Source organism: Xanthomonas graminis pv. graminis (genome assembly GCF_030168915.1).
Taxonomy (GTDB): domain Bacteria; phylum Pseudomonadota; class Gammaproteobacteria; order Xanthomonadales; family Xanthomonadaceae; genus Xanthomonas_A; species Xanthomonas_A translucens.
On record NZ_CP076255.1, the window covers coordinates 3,085,832 to 3,104,393 of the forward strand.

Genomic DNA, 18,562 nt, shown 5'->3' on the forward strand with positions numbered 1-18,562 from the left:
GATGAACTATCGCCACGCCTACCACGCCGGCAACCATGCCGACGCGCTCAAGCACACCGTGCTGCTCGCGCTGATCGACGCGCTCAAGCGCAAGGACAGCCCGTTCTTCGTGCTCGACACCCACGCCGGGCGCGGCCGCTACCTGTTCGCCGGCAGCGAGGCGCGCAAGACCGGCGAGGCCGCGGCCGGGGTGCTGAAGCTGATGGGCCAGCCGACCTTGCCCGAGGTGCTGGAGCGTTACCTGCGCGCGGTGCAGGCCGACAACCCGGTGGGCGTGAAGGATGCGAGTCCCTCGCAAAAGCCCGCACGTCCCTGTGCGGGGATTCAATTGAAGCACTACCCCGGCTCGCCGCTGCTGGTCGCCCAGGCCATGCGCGAACAGGACCGGCTCACCGCCTGCGAGCTGCAGCCCGAGGAAGCGGCCGAACTGAAGGCCCTGTTCGGCAACGACCGTCGCGTGCAGGTGCATGCCGGCGACGGCTATGCGGCGATCAAGGCGTTCGTGCCGCCGAAGGCCGGCGCGGCCAAGATCGGCCGCGGCCTGGTGCTGATCGATCCGCCCTACGAATCGCAGGACGCCGAATACCCGCTGATCGCCACGGCGCTGCGCGAGACCCTCACCCGCTGGCCGCAGGCGATGTGCGCGGTGTGGTATCCGATCAAGCAGCGCCGCAGCCTGCAGCCGTTTTTCCGCAAGGCCGCGGCGATGCCGGCCAAGTCGGTGCTGCTGGCCGAGCTGCAGGTGCGCCCGGACGATTCGCCGCTGCGGCTCAACGGCAGCGGCATGCTGCTGCTCAATCCGCCGTGGCAGTTCGAGCAGGCGCTGACGAGCGCGTTGCCGGCGCTGAAGACGCAACTGGGCGAAGCGGGCGCATCGACCCGCCTGGAGTGGCTCAAGCGCGAGAAGTGAGGCGGCGCGCGCGGCATCCCGGCACGTCGCAAGCGCGCGCACGGCACTGGGTCAATCGCAATCCCAGTTGTAGGCGACCCGGCTGAAATCGCCGCGCTGCAGGTCGGCCGGATCGATGAAGAAGTTGGCGATGCCGCTGTCGCCCCACATCATGGCGTCGTCGCTGTCCAGTTGCAGCAGCAGCACCTGCGCATCGCGCGGCTTGCGCGGATCCTCCTGGGTGAACTCCGGGTAGCCGCCGAGCTTGTGCCCGCTGCGATTCAATGCGGCGTACAGCGCCTCGTCCACGTCGTCCTGCGGCAGCGCATGGCGGCCGGCGTAGGCGGCGGCGACCGCGTCCAGCGGCCGGCCCAGCGCCTGCGCGAAGTGCACGTCGCTGCGGCCGATGGTTTCCGCGCCGACAGCGAAATGCATCGCCCGCGGATGCGCCGGATCGAACGGCAGCGTGTCGGCGGCCGGCAACGGCACCTCGGCCTGCCGCGCAGACGCGTCGGGCCGCGGCCAATACACCACGCGGAAATTACGTTGCGCGCTCAATGCGGCAAGGTCGGTGGCGCCGTCGAGGTTGGCGCCATAGAAATCGTCGCTGCCGATGAAGAACTGCAGCATGCCGTGGGTGGGATAGCCCGGCAGCGGCGGCAGTGCCGCCAGATCGACCTGTGCCAGCAGCGCCAGCGGCTGGGCATGGGCGTCGTGCGGGTATGCCTTGTCCGCGGTCCAGTACGGGCGGCCGCCGACCTTGCTGACCAGGCGATCGTCCTGCGCCATCGGCTGCAGGCGCACCTGCGCCACCGGCTTGCGCGTGGCATCCAGGCGTTGCCGGTACGGCGCCAGCACCGCATCGGCCGGCACCGGCACCTTCGCCGCGGACGCGGTGCTGGACGATGGCGCGACCGGCGGCGGCGTCCCCTGCATCGTGCGCTTGAGCCACCAGAAGCCGCCCAGCATCAGCCCACCCAGCACCGCGACCAGCGCCAAGGTGATCGCGGTGGACAGCAGCACAGCATTCGAGGTCTTCATTGCGTTGTCGCCCACGCTGGACCGGGGGCCACTGTAGCAATGCCGCTCAGCTGCCGGAAGCGACCGCGGCGGCGCCGGACTCCGGTTCGAAGAAGCTCCAGCGCACCATCGGGAACTGCTGCTTCAAGCCGCGCTCGATGCAGGTGATGTCGGCCAGCAGCGCCGCCGCGTCGTGCTTCTGCCGCAGCGTGGCCTGCACCGACACCAGCACGTCCTCGCCGAGCTGCACCGCGATCAGGTGGATCACCCGCTCGATCTGCGGCTGCGCCTGGAAGAACGCATGCAATTGCCGCTGCAGCGCCGGGTCCACGCTCTGCCCGATCAGCATCGCCTTGATCTGGATCGCCACCAGCACCGCGACCACGATCAGCAGCGCGCCGATGGCGATGGTGCCCAGCGCGTCCCACAGCGGATTGCCGGTCAGCACGCTCAGCAGCACCGCGGCCAGCGCCAGCGCCAGGCCGAGCAAGGCCGCCAGATCCTCGCCGAAGATCACGATCAGCTCGGCCTGGCGGCTTTCGCGGAACCAGGTCCACAGCGAACGCGCGCCGCGCACCTTGGCGATCTCCTGCAAGCAGGTGCGCAGCGACACGCCCTCGGCGACGAGCGCAAAGCCCAGCACGCCCACCGCCCAGCCCCAACTGCGCAAGGGCTCGGGCTGCAGCAGCTTGTGCACGCCCTCGTACACCGAAAACATGCCGCCAATGCAGAACAGCATCACCGCCACCAGGAACGACCAGAAGTAGATGGCGCGGCCGTAGCCCAGCGGATATTCGGCGCTGGCCGGGCGTTTGGCCTGGCGCATGCCCAGCAGCAACAGCAGCTGGTTGCCGCAATCGGCCAGCGAATGCACGGTCTCGGCCAGCAGCGCGCCGGAGCCGGTGGCCAGCGCCGCCGCGCCCTTGGCCAGGGCAATGGCCAGATTGGCACCGAGCGCGAAGAAAATGGCGCGCCGCGAATCGCCGCTACCGGACATGGCCTATCCTCATCGAAAATCCGTGCATAGGGTAGGCAAACGCGGTGAGTGCTGCGTTCACGGGATCCGCCCTTGGTAATGCGAGAATCCAGGCTTCGTCGAGGATCCTCCGGCAATGGCTACCCGCAACCGCATGCCGCCGTGGCATGAAAACTTCACCCTGCCCAGCGGCCGCGAGCTGCTGATCCGGCCGATCCGGCCGGAAGACAGCGCACCGCTGCAAGGCGCCTTCAGCCTGCTCGGGCCGACAGAGATCCGCGAACGCTTCCTGCATTCGGTGCCGGAACTGACCACAGACATGGCGCAGCGCCTGACCCATCCCAATCCGAAGACGGAACTGACCCTGGTCGCGGCCGAACCGCTGCCGCCGGGCGAAGCGGTGGTCGGCGCGGTGGCACGCGCGGCGATCACCCCCGGCACCCGCGAGGCCGAATACGCGATCCTGGTCAGCAGCTTCGTCGCCGGCCAGGGCCTGGGCCGGCAGCTGATGCGCAAGCTGGTCAAGTGGGCGCGGCGCAAATACCTGGACCGGCTCTACGGCGACGTGCTCGAAAGCAATCTGCCGATGCTGCAACTGGCCGAATCGCTGGGTTTCCGGCCGATGCCGCACCCGGACACCCCGGGCCTGGTGCGGGTAGTGCTGGAACTGGGCAACTGAAAGCTCGGGACCGGGGACTCGGGACCCGGGACACGGAAGAGCAGGAGCCAAAGCCGCATATGGCGCTCTTGCTTTTCCGAGTCCCGAGTCCCCGGTCCCGAGCTTGCTAGACTGGTCGGTCCATGGCGCCTCTTTCCTTCCCCGTTCCGCCGCTGCCCAAACCCGGCCAGCTCCGCGCCTTCTGGCGCGCCCCTGCGTCCTCGACCGCGCTGGCCTGGCACATCGCCTGCGCCGCCGCGGCGCATCGCGGGCCGTTGCTGGTGGTCGCGCGCGACAACCAGAGCGCGCACCAGATCGAGGCCGACCTGCACACGCTGCTGGCCGGCGACGGCAGCCTGCCGGTGGTGCCGTTCCCGGATTGGGAAACCCTGCCCTACGACCAGTTCAGTCCGCACCCGGACATCATCAGCCAGCGCCTGTCGGCGCTGCACCGGCTGCCGACGCTGCGGCAAGGCATCGTGGTGGTGCCGGTGCAGACGCTGATGCAGCGGGTGGCGCCGCTGCGCTACATCGTCGGCGGCAGCTTCGACCTGCGCGTGGGCCAGCGCCTGGACCTGGAGGCGGAAAAGCGCCGTCTGGAAAGCGCCGGCTACCGCAACGTGCCGCAGGTGATGGACCCGGGCGATTTCGCGGTGCGCGGCGGCCTGCTCGATGTGTACCCGATGGGCGCGGACACGCCGTTGCGGATCGAACTGCTGGACGAGGACATCGACTCGATCCGCGCCTTCGACCCGGAATCGCAGCGCTCGCTGGACCACGTGCAGGAAGTGAAGATGCTGCCCGGCCGCGAAGTGCCGATGGACGATGTCAGCGTGGAGCGGGTGCTGGCCACGCTGCGCGAACGCTTCGACGTGGACACCCGGCGCAGCGCGCTGTACCAGGACCTGAAGGCGCGGCTGGCGCCGTCGGGCATCGAATACTACCTGCCGCTGTTCTTCCAGGAAGCCCGCAGCGCCGGCACGCCGGCGCGCGATGCCACCGCCACCTTGTTCGACTATCTGGGCGCGACGGTGCTGCCGCTGCTCGCGCCGGGCGTGGGCGCCGCCGCCGATGCGTTCTGGGCGCAGACCCAGAACCGCTACGAGCAGCGCCGCCACGACGTGGAGCGCCCGCTGCTGGCGCCCGAGGAGCTGTACCAGGCGCCGGACACGCTGCGCGAGAAGCTCAACGGCCTGCCGCGCATCGAGGTGTGGGCCGCCGACCACGCGCGCATCGACGACGCGCAGGCGCTGGGCGACCAGCCGCTGCCGCCGCTGCCGGTAGCGGCCAAGGACGCCGCCCCGGCCGAGGCGCTGAAGCGCTTCCTCGGCAGCTATGCGGGCCGCGTGCTGATCGCCGCCGATTCGCCGGGCCGCCGCGAAGCGCTGCTGGAAGTGCTGGCCGCGGCGGGGCTGAAGCCGGAGGTCATCCCGAACTTCGCGACATTCCTCGCTGCTCCCCCCGGGACAAGGTGGCGCGAAGCGCCGGATGCGGGTACGCCGCGCGCGCCATCCTCAGCGAAGAAGGCGGCTGCGTCGTCCGCGTCTGCCAACGCCGCGCAGGCACAGGTCACTGGCGGCCGTAGCTTCACCCCACCCCCTCTGCCGCAGGGAGAGGGGCTAGCCTCCGACGTGGCGCCTGCGCGCTTCGCCATCGCCGTCGCGCCCCTGGACGACGGCTTCGCCCTGGACGACCCGCACATCGCGGTGCTCACCGAGCGCCAGCTGTTCCCCGAACGCGCCGGCCAGCCACGGCGCACGCGCCGCGCCGGGCGCGAGCCGGAAGCGATCATCCGCGACCTCGGCGAGCTGACCGAAGGCGCGCCGATCGTGCACGAGGACCACGGCGTCGGCCGCTACCGCGGGCTGATCGTGCTCGATGCCGGCGGCATGCCCGGCGAGTTCCTGGAGATCGAATACGCCAAGGGCGACCGCCTGTACGTGCCGGTCGCGCAGCTGCACCTGATCAGCCGCTACTCCGGCGCCTCGGCCGACACCGCGCCGCTGCATTCGCTGGGCGGCGAGCAATGGAGCAAGGCCAAGCGCCGCGCCGCCGAGAAGGTGCGCGACGTGGCCGCCGAACTGCTGGAGATCCAGGCGCGGCGCCGCGCCCGCGCCGGCCTGGCGCTGCAGGTGGACCGGGCGATGTACGAGCCGTTCGCGGCCGGCTTCCCGTTCGAGGAAACCACCGACCAGCTGGCCGCGATCGAGTCCACCCTGCGCGACCTGGCCAGCAGCCAGCCGATGGACCGCGTGGTCTGCGGCGACGTGGGCTTCGGCAAGACCGAGGTCGCGGTGCGCGCCGCGTTCGCCGCGGCCAGCGCCGGCAAGCAGGTGGCGGTGCTGGTGCCGACCACGCTGCTGGCCGAACAGCACTACCGCAACTTCCGCGACCGCTTCGCCGACTGGCCGCTGCGGGTGGAGGTACTGTCGCGCTTCAAGAGCGCCAAGGAGATCAAGGCCGAGCTGGAGAAGGTCGCCGACGGCGGCATCGACGTGATCATCGGCACCCACCGCCTGCTGCAGCCGGACGTGAAGTTCAAGGACCTGGGCCTGGTGGTGGTCGACGAGGAACAGCGCTTCGGCGTGCGCCAGAAGGAAGCGCTGAAGGCGCTGCGCGCCAACGTGCATCTGCTCACGCTCACCGCCACGCCGATCCCGCGCACGCTGAACATGGCCATGGCCGGGCTGCGCGACCTGTCGATCATCGCCACCCCGCCGCCGAACCGGCTGGCGGTGCAGACCTTCGTCACCGCCTGGGACAACGCGCTGCTGCGCGAGGCGTTCCAGCGCGAGCTGGCGCGCGGCGGCCAGCTGTACTTCCTGCACAACGACGTGGAAAGCATCGGCCGCATGCAGCGCGAACTCAGCGAACTGGTGCCGGAAGCGCGCATCGGCATCGCCCACGGGCAGATGCCCGAGCGCGAACTGGAACGGGTGATGCTGGATTTCCAGAAGCAGCGCTTCAACGTGCTGCTGTCGACCACGATCATCGAATCGGGCATCGACATCCCCAACGCCAACACCATCGTCATCAACCGCGCCGACCGCTTCGGCCTGGCCCAGCTGCACCAGCTGCGCGGCCGCGTCGGCCGTTCGCACCACCGCGCCTACGCCTACCTGCTGGTCCCGGACCGGCGCAGCATCACCGGCGATGCGCACAAGCGGCTGGACGCGATCGCCTCGATGGACGAACTCGGCGCCGGCTTCACCCTGGCCACCCATGACCTGGAGATCCGCGGCGCCGGCGAACTGCTCGGCGAGGACCAGAGCGGGCAGATGGCCGAGGTCGGCTTCAGCCTGTACACCGAGCTGCTGGAACGCGCGGTGCGCAGCATCCGCCAGGGCAAGCTGCCGGACCTGGACGCCGGCGAGGAAGCGCGCGGCGCCGAAGTGGAACTGCATGTGCCGGCGCTGATCCCGGACGACTACCTCCCCGACGTGCACACCCGCCTGACCCTGTACAAGCGCATCTCCAGCGCCCGCGACAGCGAGCAACTGCGCGAACTGCAGGTGGAGATGATCGACCGCTTCGGCCTGCTGCCGGAGGCGGTCAAGCACCTGTTCGCGGTCGCCGAGCTGAAGCTGCAGGCCAACACGCTGGGCATCCGCAAGCTGGAACTGGGCGAGAACGGCGGCCGCATCGTGTTCGAGTCCAAGCCCAATATCGACCCGATGACCATCATCCAGATGATCCAGAAGCAGCCCAGGCTGTACGCGATGGACGGCCCGGACAAGCTGAAGGTGAAGCTGCCGCTGCCGGAAGCGGCGGACCGCTTCAACGCCGCGCGCGGCCTGCTGGCGGCGCTGTCGCCGCGCTGACCGCCAGGCCCTGAGCTGCGCGCGTCACGCATTTGTGACGCAGCACGCCATCCCGTCAGGCAAGCGCTGAGGCTTGCGCGCCAACGCAGGCTTTGCAAGAACGGCCGGGTCTCCCCGGCCGTTTTTTTTGTTCCGGCGCCAATGCAGCGTTGGCACGGCGCATGCATTCGATTCGGTGACAGCGCGGCGCTCGGACGAAATTTGGAATGGGGTGCCGCTCATTCGACTGAATCACTCATCCTTGTCAAGGATTTGCGAGACAAATGCGCCATTGGGCCTAAATATTCCCGAAAGGCGCCGATATCTGCTTACAGCCAATCCCACCTTCGGCTCAGTACCCGCGCCACAGCCCGGGATTTCGACATTCGCCCTGCTCGAATCGGAGACATGCCATGCGCTCGACACTCCCGGACTCCCCCCCCCCGCCGCTGCAACTGAGCCTGGACGGCGACATGACCATCCGCCGCGCCGGCGAACTGAAGCCGCTGCTGCTGCCGGCGCTGGACCACCCCGGCGGCCTGCAGCTGCAGTTGCAGGCGGTCACCGAAATCGACGCCACCGGCATCCAGCTGCTGCTCGCCACCCAGGCCGCGTTGCGCGCGCTGGGCCGGCCGTTCCAGCTCGACGGCTGCAGCGCGCCGGTCAACGACGCACTCGACCTGCTCGGCCTGCGCGACACGCTCGCGCCCGGCGCCGGCGACACCTTCCACTGATCGGCGCCAGCTCATGAATTTCGCTCAACTGCTGCAGACCTTCATCGCCGAGAGCCGCGACCTGCTCGAGGACATGGAACGCAACCTGCTGGAGGCCGAACGCGGCGAAGCCGGCCCGGACGCGGTCAACGCCATCTTCCGCGCCGCGCACACCATCAAAGGTTCCGGCGGGCTGTTCGACCTGGCGCAACTGGTGGGCTTCACCCACGTCGTCGAAAGCGTGCTGGACCTGGTGCGCGAACACACGGTGGCGCTGGATTCGGAGCTGATCCAGCTGATGCTGGCCTGCTGCGACCACATCCGCGCGCTGGTGGAAGCGGCGGCCGGCGCCGAGGCCGACGAAGCGGTGCTCGCCGCCGAAGGCGCGCCGCTGCTGGCGCGCCTGCACACCTACCTGCAACCGGCCGCCGCGCCGACAGCCGCCGCCGCCGTCGCGGCCACCGCTTCCGCGCAGACCGGCTACTGGCGGATCTCGCTGCAGCTGTTCAGCGATGCGCTGCGCTTCGGCAACTCGCCGCTGCACCTGATCCGCTGCCTGCGCAGCCTGGGCACGCTGGAGGCGGTGCGCACCCAGCATGAGCGCGTGCCGGCGCTGCCGGAACTGGACCCGGAAGCCTGCTACCTGGGCTTCGACATCCTGCTGCGCTCGGACGCGCCGCAATCGGCGATCGAGGACATCTTCGAATTCGTCCGCGACGACTGCGAGCTGCAGGTGGTCGCGGTGGACCCGCACGGCGACGCCGCCAACCTGGAACTGCCGCTGCTGGTGGCCGAGGCCGGCAGCCAGGCGCACGCCGACGACTTCGCCGGTTTCGACAGCCCGGCCGCGGCCGCCGCACCGGCGCCCGCTGCGCCGGCCAAGGCCGCGGCCGCTGCTGCCGCCGCGCCGGCCGCCGCACGCGCCCAGGACGGCGGCTCGATCCGCGTCGATGCCGACAAGCTCGACCGCATGATCGACCTGGTCGGCGAGCTGATCATCGCCGTCGCCAGCACCGGCGCCAACGCGCAGCGCACCGGCGATGCGCAACTGCTCGAATCCACCTCGATCCTGGCCGGACTGGTCGAGGACGTGCGCGAAAGCGCGCTGCAGCTGCGCATGGTCAAGATCGGCGGCACCTTCAGCCGCTTCCACCGCGTGGTCCACGACGTGGCGCGCGAACTGGGCAAGGACATCGTGCTGGTGGTCAACGGCGAGGACACCGAGCTGGACAAGTCGGTGGTGGAGAAGATCGCCGATCCGCTGACCCACCTGGTGCGCAACGCGATGGACCACGGCATCGAGCCGGCCGAGCTGCGCCAGGCGCGCGGCAAGCCGGTGCGCGGCACGGTGCGGCTCAACGCCTTCCACGATTCGGGCAGCATCGTCATCCAGATCAGCGACGACGGCGGCGGCCTGAACCGCGAACGGATCCTGGCCAAGGCGCTGGAGCGCGGCCTGATCGAACCCGGCCGCAGCCTGTCCGACCGCGAAGTGTTCGCGCTGATCTTCGAACCGGGCTTCTCCACCGCCGAGAAGGTCACCAACCTGTCCGGCCGCGGCGTCGGCATGGACGTGGTCAAGCGCAACATCACCGCGCTGCGCGGCAGCGTGGACATCAGCAGCCAGCAGGACGTGGGCACCACCATCTCGGTGCGGCTGCCGCTGACCCTGGCGATCATCAACGGCTTCCAGGTCGGGGTCGGCAAGTCGGTGTTCGTGGTGCCGCTGGACGTGGTCGAGGAATGCGTGGAATTCGCGCCGCACTACCAGAGCGACTACATCGACCTGCGCGGCGGGGTGCTGCCGTACGTGCGCCTGCGTTCGCTGTTCGGCATCGCCGGCGCGCCGCCGGCGCGCGAGAGCATCGTGGTGATCCGCCAGGGCGCGCAGCGCTTCGGCCTGGTAGTGGACACGCTGCTGGGCGAATGGCAGACCGTGATCAAGCCGCTGGCCAAGGTGTTCGCCGGGGTCAAGGGCATCAGCGGCTCGAGCATCCTCGGCAGCGGCGGCGTCGCCCTGATCCTGGACGTGCCCTCGCTGCTGACCCAGGCGGAACCCGCTTCCGATTCGCTGGCGGCCTGAGGCCGTTCCGAGGGTGCCACCGCGCACCCACACCCCTTCATAGACGCTAGCCAGGAACCGCCGCCATGTCCTATCGCTCACGGATCGCGACCACACTGTTGACCACCACGGCGATCGCCATCGCCCTGCCCGCCGCTGCCGCCGCCACGGCGTTGCTGCTGCCGCTCGCGCAGGGCGCCGCGCTGGCCCTGGTCGCGGCCGCGACGCTGGCCTGCGCCGGCTTGCTGGGCTGGGCCGCGCTGGCCGCGGCGCGCGCGCTGACCCTGGCCAGCGCCGGGCTGGACGCGCTGGTGCGCGGCGACCTGGAGCGGATCGTGCCGGCCAGCGGCGCACCCGACAACGCGGTGACGCAGCTGCTGCGCACCGCGCAGGCCGACCTGCGCCAGTTCCATGCCGACGTCGGCCACATGGCCAACGCGCATGCCGCCGGCGCGTGCGACGCGGCGCTGGATCCGGCGCGCTGGCCCGGCACCCACCGCGACCTGGCCGAGCGCATCAACAGCATGGTCGCCGGACACATCGGCGTGAACAAGCAGGCGATCGACTGCGTGGCCGAATTCGGCCGCGGCAACTTCGCCGCGCCGCTGGCCGCGTTCCCGGGCCAGAAGGCGTTCATCAACGAGGTCGTCGAGCAGGTGCGGCGCAACCTGCTCGGGCTGAACGCGGAAATGCGGCGGATGTCCGACCAGCACGAGGCCGGCGAGATCGACGCGGTCATCGACAGCGCGCAGTTCCAGGGCGATTTCCGCGGCATGGCCGACGGCATCAACCGCATGGTCGGCGGGCACATCGCGGTCAAGAAGCTGGCGCTGGGCGTGGTCGCCGAATTCGGCCGCGGCAACTTCGACGCCCCGCTGCCGCCGCTGCCCGGCAAGAAGGCCTTCATCAACGACACCATCGAACGCGTGCGCGGCAACTTCAAGCAGCTGATCGCCGAGATCAACCGCATGTCCGCCGAGCACGACAAGGGCGACATCGACGTGGTCATCGACACCGCCAGGCTCGAAGGCGACTTCCGCGCCATGGGCGACGGCATCAACCGGATGGTCGGCGCGCACATCGCGGTCAAGAAACTGGCGATGGGCGTGGTCGCCGAGTTCGGCCGCGGCAATTTCGACGCGCCGCTGGCGCAGTTGCCCGGCAAGAAGGCCTTCATCAACGATACCGTCGAGCACGTGCGCGGCAACTTCAAGCACCTGATCGCCGAGATCAACCGCATGTCCGCCGAGCACGACAAGGGCGACATCGACGTGGTCATCGACACCGCCAAGTTCGAGGGCGACTTCGGCGCGATGGGCAACGGCATCAACCAGATGGTCGCCGCGCACATCGCGGTCAAGAAACTGGCGATGGGCGTGGTCGCCGAGTTCGGCCGCGGCAACTTCGATGCGCCGCTGGCGCAACTGCCCGGCAAGAAGGCCTTCATCAACGACACCATCGAGCAGGCGCGCGGCAACCTGCGCAGCGTCGCCGACGTGATCAAGGTGATGGGCGCGGTCGCCGACGGCGACCTCAGCTGCAAGGTGCAGGGCCGCTACGAGGGCGCGTTCGCCGACATGCAGCGCTACGTCAACGTCACCATCGACACGCTCACCGGCATCGTCAACGAGGTCAACGGCAATGCGGCCACCCTGGCCAGTGCCTCCGAGCAGCTGTCGGCCACCGCGCAGTCGCTGAGCCAGGCGGCCAGCGAGCAGGCCGCCGGCGTGGAGGAGACCAGCGCCTCGCTGGAGCAGATGACCGCCTCGATCTCGCAGAATTCCGAGAACGCCAAGGTCACCGACGGCATGGCCGCCAAGGCCTCGCACGAAGCCGCCGAGAGCGGCGAAGCGGTGCGCAAAACGGTCGCGGCGATGAAGGAGATCGCGCGCAAGATCAGCATCATCGACGACATCGCCTACCAGACCAACCTGCTGGCGCTGAACGCAGCGATCGAAGCGGCGCGTGCCGGCGAGCACGGCAAGGGCTTCGCCGTGGTCGCCGCGGAAGTGCGCAAGCTGGCCGAGCGCAGCCAGGTCGCCGCACACGAAATCGGCGACGTGGCCGGGTCCAGCGTGGACCTGGCGGAAAGCGCCGGGCGCCTGCTCGGGGAGATGGTGCCATCGATCCGCCGCACGTCCGACCTGGTGCAGGAGATCAGCGCCGCCTCCGAGGAACAGACCTCCGGGGTGGGCCAGATCAACTGCGCGGTGGTCCAGCTCAACCAGACCACCCAGCAATCGGCTGCCAACGCTGAAGAATTGGCCGCTACGGCCGAAGAAGTAAGCAGCCAGGCCGAACAACTGCAGGTGCTCATGAACTTCTTCAAGACCGGCCCCGCCAGCGCGGCGCCGGCCCCGACCCCGCTGCCGCGGCGCGCGCCGGCACCACCGGCGCGGGCGCCACGCCTGCGCGCCTTCGCCGGCGCCGGCCCCGCGGCGGGGGCGCGGCTCGACGAAACCGCTTTCGAAACCTTCTGACCCCCGCAACAGCCCACCCCCGAACCGGTCGCCACATGTCCGCGACCCGCCACTCAATAACCCACAGGTACACCGCGATGTCCAACGCCACCTCACTCTCTTCCAAGCTATGGACTGGCTGCTGCATCGCCGTGCTGCTGCCGCTGGTAGCCAGTGCGGCCGGCTTCGCGCTGGCGCTGCCGCCAGGCCAGGTGCTGGCGCTGGCCATCGCCGCGGCGGTGCTGGGCGGTGCGGTGCTCGCTTACGTGGCGTATGCGATCTCGAGCTCGCTGCGGATCGCCACCACCACCCTGGGCCGCTTCGCCCGCGGCAATTTCGAGGTGGTGATGCCGACGCTGCGCGACGACCAGGCCTGCGAAATCCTGCTGGCGCTGCGCGAGGTGCAGTCCGGCATGCGCCAGATCGGCGACGAGATCGGGCGCATGTCGCGCGAACACGATGCCGGCGACATCGATGCGGCCATCGACAGCCAGCGCTTGGCAGGCGACTTCCGCAGCATCGCCGAGGGCATCAACCGCATGGTCGCCGGCCATATCGCGGTCAAGAAGAAGGCCATGGCCTGCATCGCCGAGTTCGGCCGCGGCAACTTCCAGGCGCCGCTGGACACTTTTCCCGGCAAGAAGGCGTTCATCAACGACACCATCGAGCAGGTGCGCCGCAACCTGCTCGGGCTGATCGCGCAGATGAACCACATGTCCGCCGAACACGACGCCGGCGACATCGACGTGACCATCGACAGCCAGCGCTTCGAAGGCGATTTCCGCAGCATGGCCGACGGCATCAACCGCATGGTCGTAGGCCACATCGCGGTCAAGAAGCTGGCGATGGGCGTGGTCGCCGAATTCGGTCGCGGCAATTTCGACGCGCCGCTGGCGCAGCTGCCAGGCAAGAAGGCGTTCATCAATGACACCATCGAGCAGGTCCGCAGCAACCTGCGCGCACTGATCCGCGACACCAACCTGCTGGTCGACGCCGCCGCTGCCGGGCGCCTGGACGTGCGCGCCGATGCCGGCCTGCACCACGGCGATTTCCGCCGCATCGTCGACGGCGTCAACCAGACCCTGGATGCGGTGATCGGCCCGCTCAACGAGGCGCGGCAGGTGCTCAAGGCGATCGAGGAAGGCGACCTGACCCGCACCGCCGACGTCGACTGCCAGGGCCAACTGAAGGAACTGTGCGACAGCATCAACGCCACCGTGGCGCGCCTGGCGCAGGTGGTCGGCGAGGTCAACATCAATGCCGAGGCGCTGGCCAGCGCGTCGGAAGAAGTCAGCGCCACCGCGCAGTCGCTGAGCCAGGCGGCCAGCGAGCAGGCCGCCGGCGTAGAGGAGACCAGCGCCTCGCTGGAGCAGATGACCGCCTCGATCGCGCAGAACACCGAGAACGCCAAGATCACCGACGGCATGGCCGGCAAGGCCGCGCGCGAGGCGATCGAGGGCGGCGAAGCGGTGCGCTCCACGGTCGCGGCGATGAAGCAGATCGCGCACAAGATCGGCATCATCGACGACATCGCCTACCAGACCAACCTGCTGGCGCTGAATGCGGCGATCGAGGCCGCGCGTGCCGGCGAGCACGGCAAGGGCTTCGCCGTGGTCGCCGCGGAAGTGCGCAAACTGGCCGAGCGCAGCCAGGTCGCCGCGCAGGAGATCGGCGACGTGGCCAGCTCCAGCGTCGAGCTGGCCGAGAACGCCGGCAAGCTGCTCGACCAGATGGTGCCGTCGATCAAGCGCACCTCCGACCTGGTGCAGGAGATCACCGCCGCCTCCGAGGAACAGACCTCCGGCGTCGGCCAGATCAATGCCGCGGTCGGCCAGCTCAACCAGACCACCCAGCAGGCCGCGTCCAATTCCGAGGAACTGGCCGCCACCGCCGAGGAGATGAGCGGCCAGGCCGAGCAATTGCAGCAGTTGATGAGCTTCTTCCGCACCCACCACGCGGCGGCGACGCCGCGGCGGCCGGTCGCGGTGCCGCGCGCCGGCAGGAAGCCGGCGACGCCGCGCGCGCGCAGCTACGGCGAGGCCGGGCTGGCGCTGGTGACGGCGCCGGACGAACTCCACTTCGACACTTTCTGAACGGCCGCAGCGCCCGCCTGCCGTTCCCGAACACGTACCGCCCGCGTTCCGGACGGCTCTAGCATTTCATCCTCAAGAGATCACTTCCGTGTTCGCCAACATGAAAATCGGTACAAGAATCGGCCTGGGCTTCGCCTCGGTCCTGCTGTTGATGCTCGGCATGGGCGTGTTCGCCACCGACAGGCTGGCCCAGATCGACCAGTCCTCGACCGACATGGCCGAGAATTGGATGCCCAGCATCCGCTACGTCCAGCAGATGAACACCAACACCTCCGACCTGCGCGTGGCCGAGCTGCAACACGTGGTCAGCGAACGTCCGGAGGAAATGGCCAGGCTCGACCAGGTGATGGACAAGATCCTGGCCGACTATGCGAGCAACCGCGACCACTACGTCAAGCTGATCTCCTCGCCCGAGGAAAAAGCCGACTACGACGACTTCGCGCACAAGTTCGACCAGTACCTGGCACTGCACAAGCAGGTGCTGCAGCTGTCGCGCGACCTCAAGACCCGCGAAGCGATGGCCCTGCTCAACGGCCAGCAGCAGACCCTGTTCGACGACTCCTCGGCGATTCTGGACAAATTGGTCGAGATCAACGTCAAGGGCGGCGAAGCCGCCAGCGCGCAGGCCGATGCGCAGTACGCCAGCGCGCGCAGCTGGATCATCGGCGTGCTCGCGGCGTGCGTGCTGCTCGGCGCCGGCATTTCGGTGTTCATCGTGCGCGGGCTGATGCGCCTGCTCGGCGGCGAGCCGGCCTACGTGGCCGAGATCGCCAACAAGGTCGCGCAGGGCGACCTGGCGCTGGACGTGAAGATCCGCGCCAACGACGGCGGCAGCGCGCTGTATGCGATGCGCAGCATGGTCGAGCGGCTGAAGCTGGTCATCGACGGCCAGCGCCGCGTGGTCCAGGCCGCCAACCGCGGCGATTTCTCCGAGCAGGTCGCCCTGGACGGGCTGGCCGGCTTCCAGCGCGAGATGGGCCAGGGCCTGAACGATCTGGTGCAGACCAGCGGCGACAGCATCCAGGACGTGGTGCGGGTGATGGGCGCGATGGCCGAGGGCGACCTGACCCGGAGCATCGACAAGCACTACGACGGCGCCTACGCGGAGATGAAGAACTACGTCAACGACACCATCGCGCGCCTGTCGCAGGTGGTCAACGAGGTCAACGGCAACGCCGAATCGCTGGCCAGCGCCTCCGAGCAAGTCAGCGCCACCGCGCAATCGCTGAGCCAGGCCGCCAGCGAGCAGGCCGCGGGCGTGGAAGAGACCAGCGCCGCGATCGAGCAGATGACCGCCTCGATCGGGCAGAACACCGAGAACGCCAAGGTCACCGACGGCATGGCCAGCAAGGCCTCCAGCCAGGCCATGGATGGCGGCGAGTCGGTCCGCGCCACGGTCGTGGCGATGAAGCAGATCGCGCAGAAGATCGGCATCATCGACGACATCGCTTACCAGACCAACCTGCTGGCGCTGAACGCGGCGATCGAGGCGGCGCGCGCCGGCGAGCACGGCAAGGGCTTCGCCGTGGTCGCCGCGGAAGTGCGCAAGCTGGCCGAGCGCGCCCAGGTCGCCGCGCAGGAGATCGGCGACGTCGCCGGTTCCAGCGTCGAGCTGGCCGAAAATGCCGGCAAGCTGCTCGACCAGATGGTGCCGTCGATCAAGCGCACCTCGGACCTGGTGCAGGAAATCACCGCGGCCTCGGAAGAACAGGCCTCCGGCGTCAACCAGATCAACACCGCGATCGGCCAGCTCAACCAGACCACCCAGCAGGCCGCGTCCAATTCAGAGGAACTGGCCGCCACCGCCGAGGAAATGAGCAGCCAGGCCGAGCAGCTGCAGCAGTTGATGAGCTTCTTCAAGCTCGGCGGCAGCGCAGCGCGGGCGCCGCGCCGCGCCGCGCCTGCCGCCGCCCCGGCGCCGCGCAAGCCCGTGCAGTCCGCGCGTGGCCCGGCGCGCAAGCCATTCGTGCAGTTCGCCGATGGCAAGCTCGCGCTAACCGGCGATACGCCGGACGAAGCCCATTTCGAAACTTTCTGAGGACAGGCCATGACCACTTCCGCAGCGCCCGTACCGTTCGGCGCCACCGATCTCGCTCCGAACCAGTTCCTGACCTTCCTGCTCGGCAGGGAGATGTTCGGCGTCGGCATCCTCGGCATCAAGGAAATCATCGAATACCGCACCCCGACCGACGTGCCGATGATGCCGCCGGCACTGCGCGGGGTGATCAACCTGCGCGGTGCGGTGGTGCCGGTGGTGGACCTGCAGCAACGCTTCGGCCGCGCCGCCAGCGAGGTCACCAAGCGCACCTGCATCGTCATCGTCGAAGTCGCCAACGGCAACGAGCGCCAGGTGCTGGGATTGCTGGTGGACGCGGTCAGCGAAGTGCTGGAGATCGCCGCCGACGACATCGCCCCGGCCCCCGCGTTCGGCGCCGGTATCCGCCGCGACTTCATCCACGGCATGGGCAAGGTCGGCGAGCGCTTCGTGATCCTGCTCGATGCCGACGCGGCGCTGTCCACCCAGGAGTTCGTCGCCATGGCCGGCGTCCCGTCCGGGGTCGAGGAAGGCATCGCCGCCTGAGTTTCGCGCGTGACGCAGCGCGCCGCGTCCCGCCCTTGTCCAACGACGGAATCCGCATGCCGCTCGCCAAAGAAACCGCCACGCTCAGCCAGTTCGGCACGGTCCTGATCGTCGACGACAGCCACGTCCAGCGCGAACATGCGCTCGCCCTGTGCCTGCGACTGGGCGCGGTGGCGGTGGAAGGCGTGCCCGACGGCCATGCCGCGTTGGCGCCGGTGAGCCAGGGACCGGCGCCGGGGCTGCTGATCGTGGACCTGGAAATGCCCGGCATGGACGGCGTGCAGTTGCTCGACGCGCTGGCCCGCTGCAACGTGCGGGTGCCGATCGTGGTCGCCTCGCAACGCGGCGCGGCGCTGATCGAATCGGTGCTGCAGGTCGGCCGCGCCAGCGGCCTGCGGATGCTTGCCGGCCTGGAGAAGCCGCTGCGCGCGGCCGAATTCGGCGCGGCATTGCAGGCGCACGCGCAGCCCGCGCCGGCAGTGCGCGGCGACGCCAGCCTGGGCGGCGCGACCGACGCGGCGATGCTGCACGAAGCACTGCGCCGCGGCGACATCGAAGTGGCGTACCAGCCCAAGGTGGACATGCGCAGCGGCCAGGTCAGCGGCGTGGAAGCGCTGGCGCGCTGGCGGCATCCGCAGAACGGACAGATCGCGCCGGACCGCTTCATCGCCCTGGCCGAACGCGAAGGCCTGATCCACGCGCTGACCGCCAGCGTCGCCGACCAGGCGATGGCGCGGCTGGCCACCTGGAAGCAATCCGGCTTCCGGCTGACCCTGGCGATCAACCTGTCGCCGTCTCTGCTGCAGGACCCGGGACTGCTCGACGAACTGCACAACCAGCTGCGCCGCCACGGGCTGGTGCCGGCCGACGTGATTCTGGAGATCACCGAAAGCTCGCTGGTCGAGGCCAGCGCGCTGGGCATGCTGGCGCGGTTGCGGCTGCAGGGCTTCGGCCTGTCGCTGGACGACTACGGCACCGGCTTCTCCTCGCTGCAGCAGCTGACCCGCATCCCCTTCACCGAACTGAAGATCGACCGCATCTTCGTGCACGACGCGCACCGCAGCCGCAATCTGCGCACCGTGCTGGAATCGGCGCTGGGCATGGCCCAGCGGCTGGGCCTGCGCACCGTCGCCGAGGGCATCGAGACGGTCGAGGACTGGCAACTGCTGCAGGAACTCGGCTGCGACCTGGGCCAGGGCTATCTGCTGGCACGGCCGATGGGCGGCGGCGCGCTGACCAGCTGGCTGCTCGAGCACCACGCCCGGCTGCAGGAACACGGCCCCACCTCGGCGCAAGCGCCGCCTCACTGAC

The 18,562-nt window shown here is 69.4% G+C and carries 11 protein-coding genes and 2 pseudogenes; 11 read left to right on the forward strand and 2 right to left on the reverse strand.

What is annotated here, in order from left to right:
* The first annotated feature begins 1 nt into the window (after position 1).
* On the forward strand, positions 2–910 hold the full coding sequence (locus tag KHF85_RS13355; RefSeq protein ID WP_284567028.1) for a 23S rRNA (adenine(2030)-N(6))-methyltransferase RlmJ: 909 nt from the start codon (positions 2–4) through the stop codon (positions 908–910).
* 51 nt (positions 911–961) lie between these two features.
* On the opposite strand, the gene KHF85_RS13360 is transcribed toward KHF85_RS13355, so the two are convergent.
* Together KHF85_RS13360 and KHF85_RS13365 are read right to left on the reverse strand one after the other, a co-directional pair.
* Entirely contained in the window at positions 962–1,930 is a 969-nt protein-coding gene (locus tag KHF85_RS13360; protein WP_284567029.1) for a YwqG family protein, read from the reverse strand.
* Positions 1,931–1,976: 46 nt separating this feature from the next.
* Complete coding sequence (locus KHF85_RS13365) at positions 1,977–2,906, reverse strand: cation diffusion facilitator family transporter (RefSeq protein ID WP_284567030.1); 930 nt, start codon at positions 2,904–2,906, stop codon at positions 1,977–1,979.
* Positions 2,907–3,021: 115 nt separating this feature from the next.
* On the opposite strand from KHF85_RS13365, the gene KHF85_RS13370 reads away from it, so the two are divergent.
* From KHF85_RS13370 to KHF85_RS13410, 10 genes and pseudogenes are all read left to right on the forward strand, one after another.
* Positions 3,022–3,564 (forward strand): GNAT family N-acetyltransferase, encoded by a 543-nt coding sequence (locus KHF85_RS13370; RefSeq protein ID WP_237651947.1) that lies wholly within the window; start codon positions 3,022–3,024, stop codon positions 3,562–3,564.
* A 122-nt stretch (positions 3,565–3,686) separates the two neighbouring features.
* Entirely contained in the window at positions 3,687–7,364 is a 3,678-nt protein-coding gene (mfd, locus tag KHF85_RS13375; protein WP_284567031.1) for a transcription-repair coupling factor, read from the forward strand.
* A gap of 392 nt (positions 7,365–7,756) precedes the next feature.
* A complete protein-coding gene (locus tag KHF85_RS13380) occupies positions 7,757–8,077 on the forward strand; it encodes an STAS domain-containing protein (RefSeq protein WP_064539443.1) in 321 nt (106 codons plus the stop codon).
* A 13-nt stretch (positions 8,078–8,090) separates the two neighbouring features.
* The gene (locus KHF85_RS13385) at positions 8,091–10,139 is read left to right on the forward strand and encodes a chemotaxis protein CheA (protein WP_284567032.1); all 2,049 of its coding nucleotides are present in this window, start codon (positions 8,091–8,093) and stop codon (positions 10,137–10,139) included.
* A 503-nt stretch (positions 10,140–10,642) separates the two neighbouring features.
* Positions 10,643–10,729 (forward strand): annotated as a pseudogene (locus tag KHF85_RS20725) (hypothetical protein); the annotation flags it as partial.
* Between the two features lie 90 nt (positions 10,730–10,819).
* Positions 10,820–12,446, forward strand: a pseudogene (locus tag KHF85_RS13390) (methyl-accepting chemotaxis protein); the annotation flags it as partial.
* A gap of 322 nt (positions 12,447–12,768) precedes the next feature.
* Entirely contained in the window at positions 12,769–14,670 is a 1,902-nt protein-coding gene (locus tag KHF85_RS13395; protein ID WP_458296512.1) for a methyl-accepting chemotaxis protein, read from the forward strand.
* A gap of 88 nt (positions 14,671–14,758) precedes the next feature.
* Positions 14,759–16,708: a methyl-accepting chemotaxis protein gene (locus tag KHF85_RS13400; RefSeq protein ID WP_284567034.1), complete on the forward strand. Its 1,950-nt coding sequence runs from the start codon at positions 14,759–14,761 to the stop codon at positions 16,706–16,708.
* A gap of 9 nt (positions 16,709–16,717) precedes the next feature.
* The gene (locus tag KHF85_RS13405; protein WP_284567035.1) at positions 16,718–17,251 is read left to right on the forward strand and encodes a chemotaxis protein CheW; all 534 of its coding nucleotides are present in this window, start codon (positions 16,718–16,720) and stop codon (positions 17,249–17,251) included.
* 50 nt (positions 17,252–17,301) lie between these two features.
* A complete protein-coding gene (locus KHF85_RS13410; protein WP_409976706.1) occupies positions 17,302–18,561 on the forward strand; it encodes an EAL domain-containing response regulator in 1,260 nt (419 codons plus the stop codon).
* Position 18,562: the final 1 nt, after the last annotated feature.

Coding starts and splice junctions, on each gene's coding strand:
- KHF85_RS13355 (WP_284567028.1), top strand. CDS start 2: ATGAACTATCGCCACGCCTACCACGCCGGCAACCATGCCGACGCGCTC.
- KHF85_RS13360 (WP_284567029.1), bottom strand. CDS start 1,930: ATGAAGACCTCGAATGCTGTGCTGCTGTCCACCGCGATCACCTTGGCG.
- KHF85_RS13365 (WP_284567030.1), bottom strand. CDS start 2,906: ATGTCCGGTAGCGGCGATTCGCGGCGCGCCATTTTCTTCGCGCTCGGT.
- KHF85_RS13370 (WP_237651947.1), top strand. CDS start 3,022: ATGGCTACCCGCAACCGCATGCCGCCGTGGCATGAAAACTTCACCCTG.
- mfd (WP_284567031.1), top strand. CDS start 3,687: ATGGCGCCTCTTTCCTTCCCCGTTCCGCCGCTGCCCAAACCCGGCCAG.
- KHF85_RS13380 (WP_064539443.1), top strand. CDS start 7,757: ATGCGCTCGACACTCCCGGACTCCCCCCCCCCGCCGCTGCAACTGAGC.
- KHF85_RS13385 (WP_284567032.1), top strand. CDS start 8,091: ATGAATTTCGCTCAACTGCTGCAGACCTTCATCGCCGAGAGCCGCGAC.
- KHF85_RS13405 (WP_284567035.1), top strand. CDS start 16,718: ATGACCACTTCCGCAGCGCCCGTACCGTTCGGCGCCACCGATCTCGCT.